Below are 23,919 nucleotides of genomic sequence, written 5' to 3'. Positions count from 1 at the left end.
ATCGTGGCTACTAATCAATCAACAGATCTTACACTTTCCGACGCAGCGCTGAACAACGACAGCGGCTCGGATGAGCAACAAGAGCAAAAGTCTGGCTACTTCAGTGCGCTAAGCGGTGTCGATATGTTGCGCCAGGTTACTCTGGTTATTGCGTTAGCTATTTGCTTAGCAATTGCCATCTTTATCATTATTTGGGCCCGCCAGCCAGACATGCGTCCGCTAGGTAAATATCCCACGGAAGAGCTAGTCGAGACGTTAGACTTCCTTGATCAACAAAAAATTGAGTACCAGCTAGACGGTAATACCATTTTAGTTGCTGATTCAGATTATCAAGATGTTAAGCTGCGTATGGCACGTGATGGCTTTACCCAATCCCCAAGCTCAGGTACTGATATTTTAATGCAGGATATGGGTTTTGGTGTTAGCCAGCGTCTGGAAAGAGAGCGGCTAAAGCATAGTCGTGAACAGCAGCTGGCAAGAACGATTGAAGAGCTGCAAGATGTAAATCGTGCAAAAGTACTGTTAGCTATTCCAAAGGAGAACGTCTTTGCCCGTCGTGAGAAGAAGCCATCCGCGACAGTGGTGATCACGCTAAAGCGTGGTAGAACCTTAGGAGGGGAGGAGGTTGATTCCATCGTAGATATCGTGGCATCAGCGGTACAGGGGCTTGAGCCATCACGGGTAACGGTGACTGACCAAAATGGACGCTTGCTAAACTCAGGTTCGCAAGACTCGCTTGCTGCTCGCTCGAGAAAAGAGTACGAAATTGAACGTAAGCGAGAGCAAGAGTACCTAGAAAAGATAGACAGTATACTGATCCCAACAGTGGGTCTTGGCAATTTTACAGCCCAAGTTGATCTCACGATGGACTTTAGTGCAGTTGAAGAAACACAAAAGCGGTACAACCCTGATTTACCAGCAGTAAGAAGTGAAACAACTTACGAAGAAAACAATATTGGCGGTCTGTCAGTTGGGATCCCAGGTGCTCTGACGAACCAACCTCCAGTCAACTCAAATATCCCTGAAGTTGCAGGTCAAGGGGGAAATGGTAATGGTACTACGCCTAGCAGTATTCAAAAAGAAGCGACCCGCAACTACGAACTAGATACGACTATTAGTCATAAGCGTCAACAAACTGGCGTTATTCGCAGGATTAGTGTGAGTGTGGCGGTTGATTACCTACCCAAGCCAGATGCCGAAGGTAATATGGCTATGGTACCTCGTTCACAAGAGGAGCTAAACAATATCCGTCGGTTGCTTCAAGGCGGTGTCGGCTTTGACATGCAGCGTGGCGATGCACTAGAAGTGGTTACTGTACCATTCGTTCGCGAAGATTTGATGGAAATGCAAGAGTTACCACTGTGGGAACAAGATTGGTTCCAAAAAACCATTCGCTTAGTTGCGGGAACGTTAGTTATCATTGTGCTAATCTTAGCAGTGGTACGACCTATGCTTAAACGTCTAATTTACCCAGATGATACACTAGAAGATTTTGATGAAGATGCTTTAACCAGCGGTGTTGACCTAGGTGATAGCACGTTAGATATGCTAAATAACGATTTCGACGAGTCAGCAGTTGGCTTCTCATCAGACGGTAGATTACAATTGCCAGACTTACATGGTGATGAGGACCTACTAAAAGCTGTACGTGCCCTTGTTGCGAATGAACCTGAACTCTCATCACAAGTTGTGAAAGCGTGGTTAACCGAAGATGACTGATGAAGAACAAAAACAATTACCCGCGGCCTTTGACGTTGAAAAATTAGATGGCGTTGATAAAGCCGCCATCTTACTGCTTAGTTTGACAGAAGAAGATGCAGCTCAAATTTTAAAACACCTAGAACCAAAACAGGTACAAAAGGTGGGAATGGCGATGGCATCTATGGATGACTTATCACAAGCTAAAATTGCGGCAGTGCATAACTTGTTTATTGAGCAAATACAAAGCTTTAGTACCATAGGCTTCCAATCTGAAGACTTTATCAAAAAAGCACTGACTGCAGCGCTTGGCGAAGATAAAGCGGCAAGCTTAATAGATCAAATAGTAATGGGTTCAGGGGCAAAAGGCTTGGATTCATTAAAATGGATGGACTCTAAGCAAGTTGCAAATATCATTCGTAATGAACACCCGCAGATCCAAACCATTGTTTTGTCTTACCTAGAGCCGGAGCAGTCTGCGGAAATATTGTCTCAGTTCCCCGAGAAAGTGCGCTTAGACTTAACGATGAGAATCGCCAACTTAGAAGAAGTTCAGCCTGCGGCGTTACAAGAGCTGAACGAAATTATGGAAAAACAATTTGCCGGCCAAGCTGGCGCGCAAGCTGCGAAAATGGGTGGCTTAAAAGCGGCCGCTGATATCATGAACTATCTTGATACTAACGTTGAAGGCCAGCTGATGGATTCTATACGCGAACATGATGAAGAGATGTCACAACAAATCCAAGATTTAATGTTTGTGTTTGAGAATTTAATGGATGTAGAAGACCGAGGGATCCAAGCAATTTTGCGTGAAGTACAGCAAGATGTACTGATGAAAGCGATTAAAGGCGCTGATGACTCACTGAAAGATAAGATATTGAAAAATATGTCCAAGCGCGCAGCTGAAATGATGCAAGATGACTTAGAAGCTATGCCGCCTGTCAGGATAAGTGAAGTTGAAGCAGCACAAAAAGAAATTCTTGCTACCGCGAGACGTTTGGCCGATTCAGGCGAAATCATGCTTGGTGGTGGTGGTGGTGAGGAGTTCTTGTAAACCATGGTCGATAAAAAGCTGTATAAAGGTCGCCCTGTCAGTACCGAAGCATTAGATGAATTGCTAGAAAACTGGCCAATACCAGATGTGTCTGATAAACCAGAGAAATTTAGAGGGCGATCGACTGCGTTTGGCACGCCGTTGGAGGAGCTCTATAGTAAGAAACAAGTTCACGAAGAGCCTGAGCCACAAGAGCCTGAATTTCCGACGCTAACACTCGAAGAGCTTGAACAAATTCGCCAAGATGCTTATGACGAAGGTATCAAACAAGGTCATGAGCAAGGTTATATTGAGGGCTTTGAAAAAGGCGTATCAGAAGGTAAAGAAGCTGGCTATAAAGAAGGCGTTGAGATAGGGAAAGAGAAGGGCATCGAAGAAGCACAACCAATTATCGAAGAACGCATGAAAGCACTTTCAAGCTTATTAGACGAGATGCAATCGCCACTTACACGTGTTGATGATGAGTGTGAAAAGCAACTGGTATATCTTGTCAATTTATTGGCAGAGCAAGTCATTTTTAAAGAACTGAAAACCAGCCCTGAGCTTATTTTGAACGCATTGAAAAAAGCAATGGATGCGCTACCAGTTAAAGAGCAAACGGTGCGAATACATCTGCATCCAGAAGATCTCGAGTTAGTACAATCTATGTATGGTGCGGAACACATCGAATCACAGCATTGGCAGCTGATCCCTGAACCAACTCTAGATAGAGGGGGATGTGAGGTCAAAACACCACAATCATCAATTGATATGACACTGAAAAACCGCATCAGTGAAGTATTGGAATCATTTTTGCTAGACAGTGGTATAAACCCGTAAATAAGAACTTGCCCTCATTGCCTGTTGTTCGTAAACATTTGAGGGGAGCATCTAAATAGGTAACTACGAAATGTCTACATCAGCTGCTTTGAGCGAGCGGATCAGTAAATACAAAAAGTTTGTAAAGCCTTATGGCGTGGCCGTTGCAGGTAGCCTGACTCGAGTGGTTGGGTTAACGCTGGAAGCAAGAGGACTGAATGCACCTATTGGCAGTCAGTGCAAAATTGAAACACTCGGCGGCTTCATTGACGCTGAAGTGATAGGCTTTAATCAAGATACGCTTTATTTGATGCCTAACGATCATATTACTGGTGTGCTTCCTGGCGCCCGCGTTATTCCCAAAGTGAAAGATTCAGGTCTGCCTGTCGGTATGGAGCTACTTGGCCGTGTTGTTGATGGCTTAGGCCGCCCTCTTGATGGCCTCGGTGCCATAGATGCCCAGCAGCACTTGAAATTTGCAGCGGCGCCGATAAACCCACTTGCTAGAAGACCGATCGACTCCCCAATGGACGTAGGGGTACGAGCCATAAATTCTATTGTCACTGTTGGGCAAGGTCAACGTATGGGTTTGTTTGCAGGTAGTGGTGTAGGTAAGTCAGTATTGCTTGGCATGATGACCCGAGGCAGTGAAGCTGATGTTATCGTTGTTGGCCTTGTAGGAGAACGTGGGCGGGAAGTTAAAGAGTTTATTGATGAAATACTTGGCGTAGAGGGGCGGCGACGTTCTGTGGTGGTTGCCGCACCGGCGGATGCTTCACCTTTAATGCGCCTTAAAGGCTGTGAAAGCGCAGTGACAATCGCTGAGTATTTTCGCGATCAAGGCCTAAATGTCTTACTACTATTAGACTCTGTAACGCGTTATGCCATGGCGCAGCGGGAAATTGCACTCGCGGTAGGTGAGCCGCCAGCCACAAAGGGTTACCCCCCCTCGGTGTTTGCAAAACTACCCGCATTGGTTGAGCGAGCGGGTAATGGCGGTGAAGGACAAGGCTCAATTACCGCATTTTTCACGGTATTGAGTGAAGGCGATGATATGCAAGACCCAATCGCGGATGCTGCTCGTGCGATATTAGATGGTCATATAGTACTTTCGAGAGAACTTGCGGATAGTGGGCATTACCCAGCAATTGATATTGAAAAGTCCATTAGCCGTGTTATGCCACAAGTTGTATCTGAAGCGCATATGCAGCAAGCTAGAGTGCTAAAGCAAGTCTACTCCATGTATCAGCAGAACAAAGATATGATCACACTTGGTGCCTACCAAAAAGGTAGTGACCAAATGTTAGATCAGGCGATAAACATGATGCCTGCGGTCAATAATTTCTTACAGCAAGGAATGAAAGACGTTATCAACTATGATGAGTGTCTACAAAACCTTGCGCAGCTTCTGGGACAAGCATAATGGCAAACAATAAATTAGACCTACTGCTGAAATTAGAAAAAGACAAAGAAGATAACTTGCGCGCAAACTTTGTGCAAGCACAGCAACATCTTACTACCAACCAACAAAGATTATCTGGGCTCAACGATTTTCGGATGGAGTACAGTATGCAGCTTCACAATAAGGCAAAGGTTGGTTTAACGAGTGGTGGTTTCAATCAATATCATAACTTTATTAATAAGATTGAACAGGCGATAGATCAGCAGGCGAAAACCGTGAATACTGCTAAACAAGTCGTTGAGCAGCGCCGTAAATTGTGGTTAGCGCAACAAGCGAAAACCAAAGCCATTGAAAAGCTAATAGAGAAACAAGCGTTGGCACAGCAGCAAAAATTAGCCAAAGCAGAGCAAAGAATGCTGGATGAGTTTGCCACCAACCAATTTGTTCGAAGAGCACGCTCTTGGTAGGTTGGCTCGAAATATGCAAAGTAGTTAAAACGTTTTCAAATTTATGTAGTGAATGCTTAATAATGCGGCTTTTAGGCGTGTTAGCGTTAATTACAACGGCAGTATATTGCCACTTTTTGAGGTAGCTTAATAATGAATGTAATGCTTGCATCTATGCTGCAACGAGGCAGTCAAGAAGTTGAGGTTAAAGGTAAAGCCTCAGAGCAGGACGCTAATAGCCAAGAGGGTGAAACTGGGTTTCGCGTATTGATGGCTGAGCTAACTCATCAAGGCGATAAGTCTGCTCAAGATCAAGTCGATTCAGATGCTTTATCAGACTTGGGGTCTGGTGTCACTAAGGAATTAGCTGAGTCTGAACAAAATGTTACACCATCAGTAAAAGAAAAGGGGGGAGAAGGTGCTGTGCTATCTCAGTATCAAGGCGATAGTATACCTTCAGAGATGTCAGGCGAAGTGTTACCTGATTTACCAGATAATGATTTATACACACAAATCAGTGCATCAAAGAAGCAAGATACTTCATTGCAGCATCCAAGTTTAGTAGCGCAATCTGTCAAAGAAGCGCTAGAGAAAGAGTCTAATGGTATTTCTGGTGCAAAATTGACAGAAGACGCAGAGGTGCAGGGACAAAAGGAGCAAACTAAACCTGTTTCAGCCATAGATGGTACGCTCATTTCGACTGGCAAAGAGCAAAGAACAGATCCAAAAGCTCAAAGTATGGACAAGCTGCCAATGCAAAGCCAGCCTGAGAAACATGCTGAGGATCAACTTGAGAAGTCAACTGTAGCAACTGCCATTGCGACTAAAGGGGTAGAGAGCGCGTTACAAAACAATAAAGTTGATGATGCAGACTTAGGGAGTAAAGCGGCAATAGGACTGAAAAATAGTACCGATGAAGCCGTTTTAAAAGTACAAAGCACTCAATCTACCACGTCTGATGATGACTTGCTTGCTGATGAAAAGCAGAGTAAAGCGAAGTTGAAAGAGTCAGCTACTGAATCGAATGCTACAGTAGCTATAGATACCAAGAAAAGTGCAGCAAAAGGTGGTGAACAACAAGTTCAGATAATTGCAAAGTTGACCCATCAAGAACAACAACAATTAAAAGCGGTAATTGATGGTAAATTGGATGTTTATGATGCTTCTCCAGGTGTTCAAAAAGTAATAGCACAGCTCCTAGGAAACCGCTCTGGCGTAACGACGCCAGAACAGCTCAAACCTCTTGTTCAGTCGCTAAACTCTGAGAATGTGACGTCAGAGGGGAAAACATCAGTTAATGATATTGTGACTTCTGAGACACAACTTACTAAGGAAAAGGTAATAACGACGCCCCTTAAAGAGGGGAAAGATATCCCTACCTCGGTAAAACAGAATGTAGATCAAAATCGTGAGAATCAAAAGTTACAAGATGTTGAAAGCAGCGTACTTGAAAAACAGAACGTAGAAAAACAAAATACCGATAAGCAAGTTATCGAAAAGCTAGCAGAAAAAGAGTTAAGTCGTTCAGCGCAAGTTGAAGCGCATTCAAATAAGGAAGCGCTCAAATCTGAACGTCAGCCTTTCGCCGCAACTACGCAAGCAGCACTAAAGCAAGAAACAAGCCCTGTTCAAACACCACAGCAGGATAATTCCTCTTTAAACCAAACCTTAAAAGAAGTTCAGCAAGTTCAACAAACACAGTCTTCAAACCAATCAACAGCACAGACAAAACCTGCAACTGATGCTAACCTTCAACAGGCAATCAACATTGCGCGTCAAGATGCCGTCAAGGAGCTGCATCAGCGAGTTGGTATGATGTTGAACCTAAACAATAAAGAGGCTGAGATCAGACTTGATCCTCCTGAGTTGGGGGCAATGCAGATACGAATAAAAAGTGATGCAGAGCAAGCTCAAGTGAATATCGTTGTGCAAAATCAACAGGCAAAAGAGTTACTAGAGCAGTCCTTGCCCAGATTGAGAGAAATGCTTGCAGAACAAGGGATTGAGTTAGGAGATAGCCAAATATCTCATCAGCAACAAGGGCAGAGCGATGGTGATGCTGAAGGAAATTCGGGTAGTGCTGGTAGACAAGCTGGACATGGTAGTAGTGATGACACAGCACAAAATGTACAAGCTTCACCGCAGAGAAATACTGATTCTGCAATAGATTACTATGCCTAACACCTGCTATTATTGTAGTTACAAAAGAATATAAGGGTTTGCTATGGCTGAAGAAACTGACTTAGAAATAGAAGAAACAGGTGGCTCGAAGAAGAAACTGATTATTATTATTGCGGCTGCCGTTTTAGTGCTCGGTGGTGTTGCCGGATTTTTCCTATTTTCAGGCTCAGATGCGCCAGAGGAAACGCTCGCTGAAGAAACAACAGCAAGTGAAGTGAAAGCGGAGCAAGGCAACTCAGCGCAAATTGGTAGTGCGTTGTATGTCGCGATGCCAAGACCTTTTGTTTTCAATGTACCCGGGGCAAGCCGCGATAGGATTGTGCAAATAAAAGTGCAGCTATTGGTGCGTGGAGATGTCAACGAAGAAGTTGCCAAAAAACATATCCCACTGATTGAGGGGACACTGCTTAGTGTGTTCTCAACGACAACCGCTGATGAGTTAAGCACCAGTGCTGGCAAGGAAACGCTAAGGTTGACTGCACTTGACAAAGTGCAAGCAGCAATGGAAGGGGTTGAAGGTAGTAAAGTGATTGAGCGCGTGTTATTTACCGGCTTTGTAATGCAATAAGGTAGTATTTGTGAGCGACTTATTATCCCAAGACGAAATTGATGCGCTACTCCATGGTGTAGATGAAGTCGAAGAAGACGAAATCGCAGATGGTGAAGACGGTGATGGTGCCGGCGCCTTACAATACGACTTTTCATCTCAAGATAGGATTGTGCGTGGGCGCATGCCGACACTTGAGATCGTTAACGAACGTTTTGCACGCCACATGCGGATCAGCCTTTTTAACATGATGCGACGTACCGCTGAAGTGTCTATTAACGGCGTGCAGATGCTCAAGTTTGGCGAGTATATTCATACCTTGTTTGTACCTACTAGTCTAAACATGGTGAGGTTCAGGCCATTAAAAGGGACTGGCCTAATTACCATGGAAGCACGATTAGTATTTATTTTGGTAGACAATTTCTTCGGGGGAGATGGCCGCTATCATGCCAAGATTGAGGGACGGGAGTTTACGCCGACAGAACGACGTATCGTTCAAATGCTACTAAAAATCATCTTTGAAGACTATAAAGAAGCTTGGGCACCCGTGATGGATGTGTCTTTTGAGTACTTAGACTCGGAGGTGAATCCAGCGATGGCGAACATCGTATCGCCGACAGAAGTTGTTGTTATCAGCTCATTTCATATTGAATTAGATGGCGGTGGCGGCGATTTTCACATTTCACTCCCGTACTCAATGCTTGAACCTATCCGTGAGTTGCTTGACGCTGGTGTACAATCTGATACCGAAGATACAGACTTGCGCTGGAGTAAGGCACTACGCGATGAGATAATGGACGTGGAAGTAGAAATTTCATCACAATTGCTCGAAGTAGATTTGTCATTAGAGCAGATAATGAAGTTACAGGCCGGGGATGTTATTCCAGTTGAAATGCCTGAACATGTAACGGTATTTGTTGAAGAGTTGCCGACCTTTAGAGCTAAAATGGGACGGTCTCGCGATAACGTTGCATTGCAGATCAGTGAAAAAATTAAGCGCCCAGAGTCTGTTAAATCTGAACTTCATGTATTTACCAAAGGTGGTAAAAAGCTGGATTCAGACGCAGAGCTTGCTGAGCTTGAAGAGGATTTGCACCTATCAGAAGGTGTTGATTTAGACTGGTAGTCTCTGGGTGATTGTTATCATGAGGCGCCAGTTGTGGGTAAAAATAAATTTAATCAGGTAGTAATCAATGAGCGATGATCAAGATACTATGGACGAATGGGCTGCAGCATTAGCTGAAGCAGAAGGCTCTGACAACGATGGCGAGCCAGAAGTTGCTGAATTAGATGAGCTGAAAGACTCTGGCACTGCCTTATCGTCAGATGAAAAACGGAAACTTGACACGATCCTAGACATTCCAGTCACTATTTCAATGGAAGTAGGTCGTTCAAAAATAAACATACGAAACCTTTTACAGCTAAACCAAGGCTCTGTTGTGGAGCTGGATCGTGTCGCAGGTGAGCCGCTAGATGTGCTAGTTAACGGAACACTCATTGCACATGGCGAGGTTGTAGTTGTGAATGATAAATTTGGTATTCGTTTAACCGACGTAATAAGCCAAGTTGAGCGTATTAAAAAGCTACGCTGATGCAAATAGGTGGGTACTTGAGTTTATTTAGTTTAGCGGTTACAACAACCGCTAACGCGGCACCATCATCTGTCGCGACGGTAACGCCAGTTGGGTCAGCAGCCTCTGGGTTAAGTGCTGAGCTACTTTCTATGGGACTGTCACTAATACTGGTCATTGGACTGGTGTTAGGGCTCGCTTTCATCTTAAAGCGCTTGAATCCAAATATGGTCAACCAAAAAGATTTCAAAGTGATCCGTAGTGTTTCGCTTGGCACCAAGGAGAGGTTGTTAGTTATTGAACTGGACAATAAACACCACCTGCTTGGAGTGACGCCGAACAATATCAATTATCTCTATCAATTAGAAACACCACTTGATGATATTAATCGAACGCCTTTTGCCAATGAGTTACAGAAATTCTTGGCAGGAAAAGGTCGCGCTGAAAATAACAACAATAAGACAAATCATGATTAGATTGCTGATACTCTGCTTACTTATTTTCTCTGGCACTGTTGGCGCCGAAGGCATCGAAGCGATAAACGTTACGACCAATCCCGATGGCTCTCAGGAGTATTCTGTCACGCTACAAGTATTAGCAATAATGACAGCGTTAAGTTTTATTCCTGCGGCTGTTATTATGATGACTTCCTTTACGCGTATTATCGTTGTGTTAGCAATTTTAAGACAAGCTATTGGTCTTCAACAGTCTCCTTCTAATCAAATCCTTCTAGGGTTAACCTTGTTTTTGACATTATTTATTATGGCGCCAATTTTCTCACAAATTAATGATCAGGCCGTTCAGCCTTATATTAAAGAAGAAATCACATCTATACAGGCGTTAGAGCGGGCAAAAGAGCCAATGAAAGCCTTTATGTTGTCGCAAACACGGATAAAAGATTTAGAGACATTTGCAAAAATTGCCGGCTATGACAAATTAGATAGTCCAGAAGACACCCCGTTTATTGTGATAATCCCCGCTTTTGTTACCTCTGAGCTACAAACTGCCTTTATTATTGGCTTTATGTTCTTTATTCCATTTTTGATTGTCGACCTGGTGGTCGCGAGTGTATTAATGGCCATGGGTATGATGATGCTTTCACCTATGATTGTCTCTTTGCCATTTAAAATTATGTTATTTGTATTGGTAGATGGGTGGGGCTTAGTGATGGGTACGCTCGCGCGAAGCTTCGGGCTGGGGGTGTAACGTGGAACCAGAAGTTTTCGTTGATATTTTGAGTGATGCGCTGTTTATCGTAATAAAGTTAGTGTCTGCTATAGTGATACCTGGGCTTTTAATTGGACTAGTGGTTGCGGTGTTTCAAGCGGCGACGTCAATCAATGAGCAAACGCTCAGCTTTTTGCCAAGGCTTATTATCACAATTATGGCACTAATTGCTGGAGGTCATTGGATAACTCAAGTCCTGATGGACTACTTTAACCTACTCGTGATGCGAATCCCTGAAATAGCGGGTTAATCATGGAGTTTACCTTTGCAGTGATCATGCAGTGGTTGAGCGACTTTTTGCTGCCGCTGGTGCGTATAAGCTCGATGATCATGGTAATGGCAGGGTTGGGAGCACAAAGTATTCCCGCGCGGATCAAGTTTGCGCTTGCCGTTGTTATTACATTTGCAGTCGTTCCCGCTTTACCCAAATCGGAATTTACCGACTTATTTTCATTTTCTATGATTTTTGTTGTTATTCAGGAAATGATAACAGGTATTGCGATAGGATTTGGGTCACTACTATTGTTAAATACTTTCATTATTGCCGGCCAGATATTGGCGATGCAAACGGGCCTTGGTTTTGCGTCAGTTGTCGACCCCGCCAATGGATTAAGCGTACCTGCGGTCAGTCAGTTTTATCTAATCTTAGCAACACTGCTGTTTTTTGTTTACAACGGACATCTCATGATGATCCAGATGGTTGTATACAGCTTTGAGAGCTTCCCCATTGCTGGTAATTGGTGGAAAGTTGATAACTTTTGGCTTATTGTCAACTGGGGAGGGTGGATGTTTTCAACTGCGCTTGCATTATCCTTGGCTCCGCTAACCGCTATGTTGGTTATCAACATCTCGTTTGGGATTATGACCCGAGCAGCTCCGCAAATGAATATATTCTCAGTCGGCTTTGCGTTTACACTTGTGGCCGGTTTAACGATTATTTGGGCTACTTTAGGCAATTTTTTAGCACAATTTGAATTTCAGTGGCTAAAAATGACAGAGCTAATGTGTAACCTTATCGGTTGTACGGTATAGAGGTGTAAGTAAAAGATGGCAGAAGATTCAGGTCAAGAGCGCACCGAAGAGCCCACAGCAAAAAAAATTAGTGAGGCAAGAAAAAAAGGACAAGTGGCGCGTTCAAAAGAGCTCGGGACGACATTTGTCTTGTTATTTTCTGCAATAGCATTGTTGCTGTATGGACCTGGGATTGGCAAAGCGCTCTACAACGTGATGGGCCGGATGCTATCGTTAAATCGCAATGAAACGTACGATACGACAAAAATGTTTGCGGTTTGGGCAGATGTTGCTGATGAATTACTCTTTCCGATGGCTATGTTCGTTTTTATTATCGCTATTGCTGGAATAGTGGGGAATACGTTGCTTGGTGGGTTTAATTTCTCATGGGAGGCAGCAGCACCAAAAGCCAGTAAAATGTCACCAATGAAAGGCATTAAACGCATGCTTGGGCCTCAAGCTGCAATAGAGTTGTTAAAATCAATACTAAAGTTTGTACTCGTTGCCGGCTTTGCTATCTTATTGATTAAAATATATTTTTATGAAATATTGCATTTGAGTATAGAGCAGATCCCCTCAAGTATTGAGCATGCGCTAGAGATTATCGCGTGGATGTTTTTAGCTCTGAGCTGCACTATGATAGTGATCTCCGCGATTGATGCCCCTTACCAAAGTTATAATCATCACAAACAACTAAAAATGACCTTACAAGAGGTGAAGGATGAATATAAGAACGCCGAAGGTGATCCGCAAATAAAAGCTCGGATCCGCCGTACTCAAAGAGAAATGTCGCAGCGGCGGATGATGCAGGATGTGCCAGATGCAGATGTTGTAGTAACAAACCCAACTCACTATTCTGTCGCGCTAAAATACGATACTGAGCGGGCTGGAGCGCCTATTGTTCTGGCAAAAGGGGTTGATGAATTGGCGATGCAGATAAGAAAGATTGCAATTGGCCGAGATGTACCCATCGTTGAATCTCCAGCATTGACTCGTTCTCTTTATCATACAACAGAGATCGGAGATCAAATTCCAGAGCAATTATTTACAGCAGTTGCTCAAGTGCTAGCTTACGTTTTTCAACTTAACCGTTTTCAAAAAGGCAAAGGCAAACGGCCAACTGCCTTAAGCAAAAACCTACCAATACCTAATGAACTTAAGCACTAGTTAATCTTGATTTCAAGCTGGAATACATATTGCATTGATTTATCTGTGTCAAATTTTTGCATGTGTTAAGTTATGGAATTTAAAGCAGTTTTACAGCAACTCAATCGAGATAAAAAAGAATACGCTAAGGGGGTGGGGACACCTCTGTTGGTATTAGCTGCGTTGGGTATGGTTATTTTACCTTTACCACCTTTTTTACTCGATATTTTATTTTCTTTTAACATAGCACTCGCGCTGGTGGTGCTCCTGGTGACGGTTTACACCATGAAGCCATTAGAGTTTGGTATGTTTCCAGCAGTACTATTGATAGCCACAATAATGCGCTTAGCATTAAATGTTGCAAGTACCCGAGTGGTGCTTCTTGAAGGGCACAATGGTGGTGATGCCGCAGGTAAAGTAATTGAGGCATTTGGTAGTGTGGTTATTGGTGGTAACTATGCCGTTGGTCTGGTTGTATTCCTTATTCTCATCATCATTAATTTTGTCGTTATTACCAAAGGTGCAGGCCGTATTTCTGAAGTATCCGCACGTTTTACACTTGACGCAATGCCTGGTAAACAAATGGCGATTGATGCTGACCTTAATGCAGGGTTTATTTCTGCCGACGAAGCAAGAACTCGCCGTGATGAAGTGACACGTGAAGCTGACTTTTATGGCTCGATGGATGGTGCCAGTAAGTTTGTTAAAGGTGATGCGATTGCTGGCATAGTGATCTTAGCAATTAATATTATTGGTGGTCTTTTTGTTGGCATGATCCAACATGACTTAAGCTTTGGTCGTGCGATGGAAGTGTATACCATGCTAACTATCGGGGACGGCCTGGTCGCACAAATCCCTTCATTATTATTGTCTATTGGTACCGCGATAGTTGTTACCCGTCAAAATGAATCGCACAACATGGGCGATCAGTTTAAGAGTCAGCTTGGTAATGAAAAATCACTATCGATTGCTTCTGGTATTTTAATTACGATGGGTCTGGTTCCAGGCATGCCTCACGTTGCTTTTTTGGGTTTAGGGGCTTTGTTGGGTTACATCGCTTACTACACCAGCCAGCAGAAGAAAAAAGCCGAAATTGAAAAGGCAGAACAATCGGCGAAAGGTTCTTCGGCAAACGGTGGGCAGCAGCAAGAGCAAAAAGAGCTTGGCTGGGACGATGTTCAACCTGTCGATGTAATAGGTCTAGAAGTTGGTTACCGCTTGATCCCGCTAGTTGATCAGGCACAAGGTGGTGAGTTGTTAAGTCGGATCAAAGGAGTTCGTAAGAAGCTCTCGCAAGAATTGGGCTTTTTAGTACCACCAGTACATATTCGCGATAACCTAGAATTAGACCCTAATGCTTATAATATTACTCTGATGGGAGTGGGCTCTGGCACTGGGGAGCTAAAACATGGTGACGAATTGGCGATTAATCCAGGGCAAGTATTTGGCCCAATTAAGGGCATAGAAACCAAAGACCCAGCATTTGGATTGGATGCTGTATGGATTAAGCCAGATCAGAAGGACGAGGCGCACTCTCTTGGCTATACAGTTGTTGATGCAGCAACTGTAGTTGCCACTCATATCAGTCAGCTGCTTACAAATAATGCTTCATTGTTACTTGGCCATGAAGAAGTACAAAACCTTTTAGACATGCTAGCTAAAAGTCACCCTCGTTTAGTTGAAGGCCTTGTACCCGATATCCTGCCTTTGACTACGGTGGTTAAGGTATTACAAAATTTACTTAATGAAGGCGTTGCTATTCGCGATATGCGCTCAATTGTGCAAACACTTGTCGAGTATGGCCCTCGCAGTCAAGACCCTGATGTACTAACCGCTGCAGTGCGAATTTCCCTACGTAGATTAATCGTACAAGATGCTGTTGGAGGAGACGATGAAATCCCTGTCATAACATTGGCACCTGAGTTGGAACAGATGTTGCATCAGTCACTTCAGAACGCAGGTGATGAGGGGGCAGGCATAGAACCTGGCTTGGCAGAGAGGCTTCAAGAGTCATTAAAAGAAGCACATCATAACCAAGAAATGCTAGGTGAGCCGTCCATCTTATTAACCTCAGGTATGTTAAGAAGTGTATTGTCTAGGTTTGTTAAACACACTATCCCAGGTTTACGAGTGATGTCGTATCAAGAAGTGCCTGAAGAGAGACAAATCAAGATAGTAAGCTCGGTAGGACAATAGAGGATAAAGGGGCTGTAACATGAAAATTAAACGTTTCTTTGCAAAAGATATGCGTACGGCTTTAAATGAAGTTAAAGAAGAGCTTGGCGCAGATGCTGTCATCATGTCTAACAAAAAGCTGGCTGATGGTGTTGAAATTGTTGCTGCAATTGATAATGACCGCACAGCTGCACCGGTGCAACAACCTACAACTGGCCGAGCTAGTGCACCAAAAGAAACACAAACGCGTTTTGTGCGACCAGAGCCTCGTCAAGCACAACCAGCTAAGCAGGCTCAGGTAGCTGACAGCTTAGAGGCGCTTTTGGAGCGTCAAGCTCCACGTCCTCGCTCACCAGAGCTTGCCTCTATGTTCTCGCAGTCAGGCATTGACACAGAACAGATGCTAGGCAACCAACGCAAGATGCAACCAGAGGCGAAGCCTACTTACAGGTCAGCGCCACAAACTCATCGTCAATCTTTTGACTTTGAAGATGAAGCCACAGAGCAATCGAAGCCGTGGGGAGAATCTGATGACCTCGATAATGGCTTTGGTGATGATTTAACTGAGGTTCATAGCAAAAAAGATGAAATGAGTGCAATGCGCGAAGAGATGAACTCAATTCGCCAGCTGCTAGAGCATCAGGTATCTGGGCTAATGAAACAAGAAATGGCGCGTCGCGATCCGACACGAGCTTGTCTTGTAGACCGTCTGGAGGGGATGGGGATTGATAAAGAAGTTGCTGAACAAATGGCATGCTTCATTCCAGATGATGTATCAAGAAAAGAGGCGTGGAGCGCACTCCTAAATATGGTCATAAATCAGATGCACACCACCAACAATGATATTTTGCGTCAAGGTGGCGTTTTTGCAATGGTTGGCCCGACTGGTGTAGGTAAGACAACGACAGTGGCAAAACTTGCAGCATTGGGCGCCCAAAAATACGGTGCAGATAAAGTTGCACTTATTACAACAGATACCTACAGAATTGGCGCTTACGAGCAACTAGCAACCTATGGTAGAATCATCGGCTGTCCAGTTAAGCAAGTAAAAGATGCAAATGAACTTGCAGAAGTGCTCTATCATTTACGCAATAAGCGTCTAGTATTAATAGACACGGCAGGAATGAGTCAAAGAGATTTGCGCTTAACTGAACAGTTAAATACACTTATGCGTAGCGCAAGAGTTGATATTAGAAGTTATTTAGTGTTAAGTGCGACATCACAAATGAACGTGTTGCAAGAAACGGTAAGACACTTCCAAAAAGTAAATTTAAGTGGCTGTATTTTCACAAAACTTGATGAAAGTCTAAGTTTAGGTGAGATTATTAGCATAGCGATTCAAAATCGCTTGCCAATAGGGTATCTTACCAACGGTCAGCGAGTGCCAGAGGACATTCGTGTAGCAAATGCTCAAAAGCTAGTAAAAAAGGCTGAGCAACTGTATTTAAAAAGAATAAAAGCACAGCACTCTCGGCGTGTACCTGTAGCGTCAGAGTCAGTAGGAATGTATGATTAACACAGTTTTAGATCAAGCAAGTGGCCTGCGTAGAATGAGTCAAAGTAGCAACCAGGGTGTAAAAGTCATAGCCGTGACCGGCGGCAAAGGGGGAGTGGGAAAAACCAATGTTTCGCTCAATACCGCTATTGCTATGGGTCAGCAAGGACAGCGTGTTCTTGTTTTAGATGCGGACTTAGGCTTGGCAAACTGTGATGTGATGCTAGGTCTAAGAGTCGAAAAGAATTTATCACATGTCTTATCAGGAGAGTGTGAACTAGATGAAATTCTAGTTGAAGGGCCTGCAGGTATAAAAATTGTACCAGCTACGTCAGGGTCTCAGAATATGGTTGAGCTCACTCCAGCAGAGCATGCTGGGTTAATAAGAGCTTTTAGTGAACTAAATACACAATTTGATGTGTTAATTGTTGACACTGCAGCCGGAATTTCGGATATGGTGTTGAGTTTTTCTCGTGCCGCTCAAGACGTACTCGTGGTAGTGTGTGATGAACCGACATCCATTACAGATGCCTACGCATTAATTAAAGTATTAAGTCGAGAACATGGAGTTTACCGCTTTAAAATAGTGGCCAATATGGTTCGTAGCATGCGTGAAGGTCAGGAACTTTTTGCTAAACTATCAAAAGTGACCGATCGTTTTCTTGACGTGGCTCTAGAGCTTGTCGCGACAGTACCGTTTGATGAAAATATGCGTAAGTCATCACGTCGACAAAGGGCTATCGTTGATTTATTTCCAAGCTCTCCTGCAGCTGTTGCTATTAAAGGCTTAGCTACGAGAGCGGCTAAGTGGCCAATTCCTCATCAGCCTTCTGGTCATTTAGAATTTTTTATTGAACAACTTGTAAACGGGTGATTATGGCTTCTCCGGTCAACAGAGCTGCGGGATATCAAACTTCTGACCATATTCATAAGGTGGTTGAAAGGCATGCTCCACTTGTCAAAAAAGTGGCGTGTCACCTAATCGCTCGACTTCCGGCAAGCGTGCAACTTGATGATTTGATCCAATCAGGAATGATAGGGTTAATTGAGGCAACAAAAAACTTTGACGCCAGTAAAGGTGCCAGTTTTGAAACTTTCGCGGGCATACGTATTCGAGGTGCGATGCTTGACGAAATTCGTCGTGGAGATTGGGCTCCCCGATCTGTCCACAAAAATAGCCGAATGGTTTCAGAGACTATATCTGAGCTCGAATCTCTCCTTGGTCGAGAACCAAAAGACACTGAAATCGCTGAAAAACTTGATATATCTCTAGATGAGTACCATCATATTTTACATGATGTAAATGCAAGCAAAGTAATAGGCATTGAGGATCTTGGGGTAGACGAAGATGTGATTACCCCTGCAAATAGCGATTTTGCGCTAGACAAACCGTTTAATAACGTTAAAAATGAACGTTTTAACGAGTCTTTAGTAAATGCGATAAAATCATTACCAGAAAGAGATGCCATGGTTTTGTCGCTTTATTATAACGATGAAATGAATTTAAAAGAGATTGGCGCCATTTTAGATGTCAGTGAATCTCGAGTAAGTCAAATTCACGGTCAGGCAATGATAAAGCTAAAAGCTAAAATCAATGACTGGATAAATTAGAGTACATAAAATAGTTGGGTTCGAACCTCACTGGAGGAAGTTTTGGATAAGAACATGAAGATTCTCGTGGTTGATGATTTCTCTACTATGAGAAGAATAATCAAAAACCTATTAAGAGATTTAGGCTTTACAAATGTTCAAGAAGCTGATGATGGTAGTACAGCACTTCCGATGCTACAAAATCAGGAGTTTGACTTTGTAGTAACTGATTGGAATATGCCAGGAATGCAAGGGATCGATTTATTGCGAGCAATACGAGCTGATGCAAAGTTGAAACATATTCCTGTGCTTATGGTAACCGCGGAAGCAAAAAAAGAGCAGATCGTTGCTGCAGCACAGGCTGGGGTTAATGGTTATATCGTGAAACCATTTACGGCAGGTACACTTAAAACCAAGCTTGAAAAAGTATTTGAGCGCTTAGGCTAACAGCAAGGGGAAATGGCCTATGTCTGTAAACGCTGCGCCTCAAATTACACTCGAGCAAGCTAAACAACTTGTAGAGCTATTAGAGCAAGGTGAACAAGAAAAAGCGGATCAGCTGATTTTAGAGGCTGCTAACAAAGAGCAATCCGAATTATTTSCAGAGGTTGGCAAGCTTACTCGTCAGTTACATGAGTCATTGAAAAACTTTGAGCTGGATACTCGCCTTGCAGACCTCACAACGGAGGCCATTCCTGACGCTAAACAGCGCCTCAACTACGTCATGGAAATGACGGAGAGCGCTGCAAACAAAACGATGGACGCTGTCGAAGAGAGCTTACCGTTGGCACAAAACCTTGCCGACGAACTAGCACAAATAAAGCCAACTTGGGATCGTTTAATGAGTAGAGATATTCAGCTCGGAGAATTCAAATCTCTGTGCCACGACCTAGATAGCTTTATGCAGACTTCGAAAACACGTACGGACGAGTTACAAGGTTTGATGACAAACGTGCTCATGGCACAAGATTATCAAGACTTAACTGGTCAGGTCATCCGCCGTGTCATTGAATTAGTTCGAGAAGTAGAAGATAGTCTCATTCATCTCCTTACTGTGTTTGGTTCAGCAGACGAAACACAGGCCGGTACTAAATCGAATGAAAATGAAATAAAAACAACAGAGACTATCAGTGATGAATTGTCTGGGCCTGAAGGTCCAATTATTGACGCTGAATCACGAGACGACGTGGTTTCTGGTCAAGACGAAGTCGATGACTTGCTATCTAGTTTAGGCTTCTAGTTGGAGAGTGTGTATGAGCTTTGAAGTCGATGAAGATATCTTGCAGGACTTTCTTGTTGAAGCAGGCGAAATATTAGAGCTTTTATCTGAGCAGCTTGTTGAGCTAGAAAACAACCCTGAAGATAAAGAACTTCTTAATGCGATTTTCCGTGGCTTCCATACTGTTAAAGGTGGAGCTGGATTCTTGGGCATGACGGAGCTGGTAGACGCTTGTCATGGTGCGGAAAACGTATTCGATGTGTTACGACAGGGACAACGAAAAGTAACTTCCGAATTGATGGATGTTATCTTACAGTCTTTGGATACAATCAATGAGATGTTTGCTTGTATCCAAAATCGTGAAGAGCCTGAAGCTGCTGATCCTGCGTTGCTTGAAACACTTCACAAACTCAGTCAACCAGCATCTGAGGACGAGGTAGTTGAAGAAGTCGCTTCAGCACCTGTTGCAGAAACTGAACCAGTACCTGAAGTTAGTGCAGATGATATTTTATTTGACGCCGATACTGACGGCGACGCCAGTTCTAGTATTGATGAGATAACTGAAGAAGAATTCGAAAATTTACTTGATGAGTTACATGGTTCAGGAAATGGTCCCGCTCCGACCAGTACAGAAAGCCCAGAAAGTGCACCACCAAGCAGTGATGATGGCGACATTACTGATGACGAATTTGACAATCTATTAGATGAGTTACACGGTGTCGGCAAATTTGGCGGGGCACCAAACAGTGAAGACCCTGTTCCTAAAGAAGCTCAAGCACCAGCGCAAGTCAGTGAGCAAGCAAATGCCAACGGTGGAGATGATGAGGAAATCACAGATGATGAGTTTGAAGCCTTATTAGACGAGTTACATGGAAAAGGCAGTGCGCCAAAAGCAACTGAAGAAGCGGTAACGCAAGCTCCAACGCCACCACCCAAACAGCCTGAAGCGAAAGCAGCTTCAAAACCGGCGGCTAAGCCCGCGGCTAAACCAGCTCCTAAAGCCGAAGCAAAACCTGCGCCTCAAAAAGAAGCTGAGCCTGCAAAGGCCGCAGCTCCTGCAGCTAAAAAGCCAGCTGCACAAGCAGAAACAACAGTACGTGTCGACACAAAACGTCTTGATGAAATCATGAATATGGTCGGTGAGTTGGTATTGGTACGCAACCGTTTGGTCAGTCTGGCGAATAACACAAATAGTGAGAGTATGGGTAAAGCCATATCAAATCTTGATGTGGTGACAGCTGACTTGCAAGGCGCTGTGATGAAAACTCGAATGCAACCCATCAAGAAAGTGTTCGGTCGCTTTCCTCGGGTTGTAAGAGACCTTGCTCGAAGCTTAAAAAAGGAAATCAATCTTGTTTTACAAGGTGAAGAAACTGATTTAGATAAAAACTTAGTTGAAGCGCTTGCGGATCCGTTGGTTCACTTGGTACGAAATTCTGTTGACCACGGAATTGAGATGCCAGATGTTCGAGAAGCGTCTGGTAAGCCAAGAATGGGCACCGTGACACTTTCAGCTTCTCAAGAAGGGGATCATATTCTACTGACCATTCGTGATGATGGTGCAGGTATGGATCCTGAAAAGTTGAAGAAAATTGCTATTAATAAAGGCGTGATCGATTCAGACCAAGCAAGCAGATTGTCGGATACCGAAGCGTACAATCTAATATTTGCCCCTGGCTTTTCAACAAAAGAGCAGATATCTGATATTTCAGGCCGCGGCGTCGGTATGGATGTCGTAAAGACTAAAATTACTCAACTTAATGGCTCTGTTAATATACAGTCTGAACTCGGAGTTGGCACTGTATTAGAAATCAAGGTTCCATTGACTCTGGCCATTTTACCTACCTTAATGGTTGTGGTTGGAGAGCAGACCTTCGCACTACCGCTCGCGGGAGTGAGCGAAATCTTCCACCTTGATTTGACTAAGACCAATGTAGTTGATGGACAGCTCACTATCATTGTTCGTGAAAAAGCCATACCACTGTTTTATCTCGAACATTGGCTGGTGAAGGGCGCAGACCGAAGCATGAGAAAAGCTGAGGGTCATGTTGTAATAGCTCAGATAGGGACTAAACAAGTGGGTTTTGTTGTTGACTCCCTTATCGGTCAGGAAGAGGTGGTGATAAAGCCCCTTGATGCCTTATTGCAAGGTACACCAGGTATGGCTGGGGCAACTATCACTTCTGATGGTGGCATTGCTTTAATCCTAGATGTACCTAACTTATTAAAACACTACGCTTAAGTTTTTAAGCGTAGTCAAATGCTAGAGCAGTTTGACTGCTCTGCTGTAGAGCAAAATAAAAGAGCGTTGCCAATGGCAGTTAAAGTATTAGTTGTTGATGACTCGAGCTTCTTTCGTCGCCGAGTCAGTGAAATCTTAGAAAAAGACAGTGAAATCAAAGTTATAGACTTTGCAGTTAATGGTAAAGAGGCGGTTGAAAAGGCCGCTTCGTTGCGTCCAGACGTGATTACAATGGACGTAGAAATGCCAGTACTCGATGGTATAAGCGCTGTAAAGCAAATAATGCAAGCGACGCCAACACCGATACTGATGTTTTCGTCGTTAACGCGGGAAGGCGCCAGTGCAACGTTAGACGCGCTTGATGCTGGTGCTGTAGACTTTTTGCCTAAAAAATTCGAAGACATTGCTAGAAACAGCGAAGAGGCGATAAAGTCATTACAGAACAAAGTGAAAGAGATTGGCCGACGTCGAGTGAGCCGATTTACACGGCCAAGTATTTCGACTTCGAATCGAACAATAGAGCCAAAGCCAGTCCGAAACGAGACATTAAGACCAGCAGTGCCTCAGCCAGATAGAAGCTTTCAAAGATCGGCAACCACTTCTTCACCGGCTGCCTCTGCCGCAAGAGCATCTGGGAAAAAATATAGTTTAGTAGCGATTGGCACTTCAACGGGTGGGCCTGTTGCGCTGCAAACAATTCTAACGCAAATACCTGCAAACTTCCCTCATCCGATCCTGCTTATCCAACACATGCCAGCCGCATTCACCCCTGCATTTGCAGCCAGGCTACATAGCCTGTGTAAGATTAAAGTGAAAGAAGCAGAGCATGGAGATAGACTCATGCCTGGAGTAGCCTATCTTGCTCCTGGTGGAAAGCAAATGATGGTTGAAAGTCGAGGTGGCAGTAAAACGTTAAAGGTTTTTGAAGATGACAGTCCGAGAATAACCTACAAACCTAGCGTTGATATCACCTTCGCAAGTGTCGCTAAAGCATATGGTGGTGACGCATTAGCTGTTGTGTTAACTGGTATGGGAGCTGATGGTAGAGATGGCGCTAGGATGTTAAAGCAGGTTGGAGCGACTATCTGGGCACAAGATGAAGCTACCTGTGTAGTGTATGGCATGCCGCAAGCGGTTGCGAGTGCGGGCCTAGCATCAGATAGTATTGCGTTACAAGACTTTGCGTCGAGAATTAACAAGGAAGCGGGTAATCAATAAGCCCACTGGCAAAGTTACGTTGCCGAAGCTTGCAATTATCGAACTTTTAAAACAAAAAATAACATTGAGTTTGTATAATAAAGGCCGCATTATGCGGCCGTTATGAGCGAAGGAATATTGAGTGAAAATTTGGACGGTAGCAAATCAAAAAGGTGGCGTGGGCAAAACCACAACAACGGTAAGCCTGGGCGGTATTTTAGCTGAACAAGGCCATCGTGTTTTATTGATTGATACCGACCCACATGCTTCACTGACTTATTACTTTGGTATAGATTCTGAAGAGTTAGAAGTTAGCGTTTACGATATTTTTATACGTGGAAATAGCATGACGGGGGAAGAGATATTGCAAGCACTTTGCCCGTCAACCATTGAAAACCTTGATATCCTTCCTGCGACTATGGCTATTGCCACGTTAGACAGGAGTATGGGCAACAAGACTGGCATGGGTCTGATCTTGAAAAAGTCTATCGAGAAAATTGCGGATCAGTATGATTATGCGATTCTGGATTGTCCACCGGTACTTGGTGTATTGATGGTTAATGCGCTTGCTGCAAGTGAGAGAATATTGGTCCCAGTACAGACAGAATTTCTTGCCTTGAAGGGGCTCGATAGAATGATGCGAACTATGGAGCTGATGCAATCTTCACAACAAAAACAATATCAGTATACGATAATACCCACGATGTATGATAAGCGTACAAAGGCATCTTTAGAGGCATATAAAACATTGTTGGCGACTTACAAAGATGCAGTTTGGCCGGGCGTGGTTCCGGTTGATACAAAATTTAGAGATGCCAGCCTTGCACAACAAGTTCCAGTGCAGTTTTGTCCAAAGTCTCGGGGCGTATTTGCCTATCGTGCTTTGTTGGATTATTTAAAGCAGCTAAGCTAGAGAAGAG

At 43.8% G+C, this 23,919-nt stretch carries 23 protein-coding genes; all 23 read left to right on the top strand.

Going from position 1 to position 23,919, the window contains the following annotated elements:
- The 23 genes from fliF (at position 1) to EAG18_RS08705 (ending at position 23,912) form a co-directional block, all read left to right on the top strand.
- Complete coding sequence (gene fliF, locus EAG18_RS08815; protein WP_125252018.1) at positions 1-1,719, top strand: flagellar basal-body MS-ring/collar protein FliF; 1,719 nt, start codon at positions 1-3, stop codon at positions 1,717-1,719.
- Positions 1,712-2,752, top strand: coding sequence for a flagellar motor switch protein FliG (fliG, locus tag EAG18_RS08810; protein ID WP_125252017.1), 1,041 nt, complete (start codon positions 1,712-1,714; stop codon positions 2,750-2,752). The genes fliF and fliG overlap by 8 nt, the downstream gene beginning before the upstream one ends.
- Before the next feature lie 3 nt (positions 2,753-2,755).
- Entirely contained in the window at positions 2,756-3,571 is an 816-nt protein-coding gene (gene fliH / locus EAG18_RS08805; RefSeq protein ID WP_125252016.1) for a flagellar assembly protein FliH, read from the top strand.
- Between the two features lie 70 nt (positions 3,572-3,641).
- The gene (gene fliI, locus EAG18_RS08800; protein ID WP_125252015.1) at positions 3,642-4,973 is read left to right on the top strand and encodes a flagellar protein export ATPase FliI; all 1,332 of its coding nucleotides are present in this window, start codon (positions 3,642-3,644) and stop codon (positions 4,971-4,973) included.
- Positions 4,973-5,419, top strand: a complete 447-nt coding sequence (gene fliJ / locus EAG18_RS08795) for a flagellar export protein FliJ (protein WP_125252014.1) — start codon at positions 4,973-4,975, stop codon at positions 5,417-5,419. The genes fliI and fliJ overlap by 1 nt, the downstream gene beginning before the upstream one ends.
- A gap of 132 nt (positions 5,420-5,551) precedes the next feature.
- Positions 5,552-7,579: a flagellar hook-length control protein FliK gene (locus tag EAG18_RS08790; protein ID WP_125252013.1), complete on the top strand. Its 2,028-nt coding sequence runs from the start codon at positions 5,552-5,554 to the stop codon at positions 7,577-7,579.
- Between the two features lie 43 nt (positions 7,580-7,622).
- Positions 7,623-8,147: a flagellar basal body-associated protein FliL gene (gene fliL / locus EAG18_RS08785; protein WP_125252012.1), complete on the top strand. Its 525-nt coding sequence runs from the start codon at positions 7,623-7,625 to the stop codon at positions 8,145-8,147.
- Between the two features lie 10 nt (positions 8,148-8,157).
- A complete protein-coding gene (gene fliM / locus EAG18_RS08780; RefSeq protein ID WP_125252011.1) occupies positions 8,158-9,252 on the top strand; it encodes a flagellar motor switch protein FliM in 1,095 nt (364 codons plus the stop codon).
- 67 nt (positions 9,253-9,319) lie between these two features.
- A complete protein-coding gene (fliN, locus tag EAG18_RS08775) occupies positions 9,320-9,718 on the top strand; it encodes a flagellar motor switch protein FliN (protein WP_125252010.1) in 399 nt (132 codons plus the stop codon).
- A gap of 17 nt (positions 9,719-9,735) precedes the next feature.
- Positions 9,736-10,173 (top strand): flagellar biosynthetic protein FliO, encoded by a 438-nt coding sequence (gene fliO, locus EAG18_RS08770; protein ID WP_343327575.1) that lies wholly within the window; start codon positions 9,736-9,738, stop codon positions 10,171-10,173.
- Entirely contained in the window at positions 10,166-10,903 is a 738-nt protein-coding gene (gene fliP, locus EAG18_RS08765; RefSeq protein ID WP_125252008.1) for a flagellar type III secretion system pore protein FliP, read from the top strand. Before fliO ends, fliP begins: the two co-directional genes overlap by 8 nt.
- A gap of 1 nt (position 10,904) precedes the next feature.
- Positions 10,905-11,174, top strand: coding sequence for a flagellar biosynthesis protein FliQ (gene fliQ, locus EAG18_RS08760; protein ID WP_125252007.1), 270 nt, complete (start codon positions 10,905-10,907; stop codon positions 11,172-11,174).
- A gap of 2 nt (positions 11,175-11,176) precedes the next feature.
- Positions 11,177-11,956 carry a flagellar biosynthetic protein FliR gene (gene fliR, locus EAG18_RS08755; RefSeq protein ID WP_125252006.1) on the top strand — a complete coding sequence of 260 codons (780 nt, stop codon included), beginning with the start codon at positions 11,177-11,179 and terminating at the stop codon, positions 11,954-11,956.
- A 15-nt stretch (positions 11,957-11,971) separates the two neighbouring features.
- A complete protein-coding gene (gene flhB / locus EAG18_RS08750) occupies positions 11,972-13,102 on the top strand; it encodes a flagellar biosynthesis protein FlhB (protein WP_125252005.1) in 1,131 nt (376 codons plus the stop codon).
- A gap of 72 nt (positions 13,103-13,174) precedes the next feature.
- Complete coding sequence (gene flhA / locus EAG18_RS08745; protein WP_125252004.1) at positions 13,175-15,277, top strand: flagellar biosynthesis protein FlhA; 2,103 nt, start codon at positions 13,175-13,177, stop codon at positions 15,275-15,277.
- 19 nt (positions 15,278-15,296) lie between these two features.
- Positions 15,297-16,772, top strand: coding sequence for a flagellar biosynthesis protein FlhF (gene flhF, locus EAG18_RS08740; protein WP_125252003.1), 1,476 nt, complete (start codon positions 15,297-15,299; stop codon positions 16,770-16,772).
- Positions 16,765-17,625, top strand: coding sequence for a MinD/ParA family protein (locus tag EAG18_RS08735; protein ID WP_125252002.1), 861 nt, complete (start codon positions 16,765-16,767; stop codon positions 17,623-17,625). The genes flhF and EAG18_RS08735 overlap by 8 nt, the downstream gene beginning before the upstream one ends.
- Positions 17,626-17,627: 2 nt before the next feature.
- Positions 17,628-18,362: an RNA polymerase sigma factor FliA gene (locus EAG18_RS08730; RefSeq protein ID WP_125252001.1), complete on the top strand. Its 735-nt coding sequence runs from the start codon at positions 17,628-17,630 to the stop codon at positions 18,360-18,362.
- Between the two features lie 42 nt (positions 18,363-18,404).
- Positions 18,405-18,788 carry a chemotaxis response regulator CheY gene (cheY, locus tag EAG18_RS08725; RefSeq protein ID WP_125252000.1) on the top strand — a complete coding sequence of 128 codons (384 nt, stop codon included), beginning with the start codon at positions 18,405-18,407 and terminating at the stop codon, positions 18,786-18,788.
- A gap of 19 nt (positions 18,789-18,807) precedes the next feature.
- Positions 18,808-19,581: a protein phosphatase CheZ gene (locus EAG18_RS08720; protein ID WP_125251999.1), complete on the top strand. Its 774-nt coding sequence runs from the start codon at positions 18,808-18,810 to the stop codon at positions 19,579-19,581.
- A 13-nt stretch (positions 19,582-19,594) separates the two neighbouring features.
- Positions 19,595-21,802 carry a chemotaxis protein CheA gene (locus tag EAG18_RS08715; RefSeq protein ID WP_125251998.1) on the top strand — a complete coding sequence of 736 codons (2,208 nt, stop codon included), beginning with the start codon at positions 19,595-19,597 and terminating at the stop codon, positions 21,800-21,802.
- Positions 21,803-21,874: 72 nt separating this feature from the next.
- Positions 21,875-23,020, top strand: coding sequence for a chemotaxis response regulator protein-glutamate methylesterase (locus tag EAG18_RS08710; RefSeq protein WP_125252078.1), 1,146 nt, complete (start codon positions 21,875-21,877; stop codon positions 23,018-23,020).
- Between the two features lie 121 nt (positions 23,021-23,141).
- Positions 23,142-23,912 (top strand): ParA family protein, encoded by a 771-nt coding sequence (locus tag EAG18_RS08705; protein WP_125251997.1) that lies wholly within the window; start codon positions 23,142-23,144, stop codon positions 23,910-23,912.
- The last annotated feature ends 7 nt before the right edge of the window (positions 23,913-23,919 follow it).

It is taken from the genome of Pseudoalteromonas sp. J010, assembly GCF_003934235.1.
Lineage (GTDB): Bacteria > Pseudomonadota > Gammaproteobacteria > Enterobacterales > Alteromonadaceae > Pseudoalteromonas > Pseudoalteromonas peptidolytica.
The sequence above is the reverse complement of the archived record's forward strand: the minus strand, read 5'-3'. Positions and strand labels throughout refer to the sequence as shown.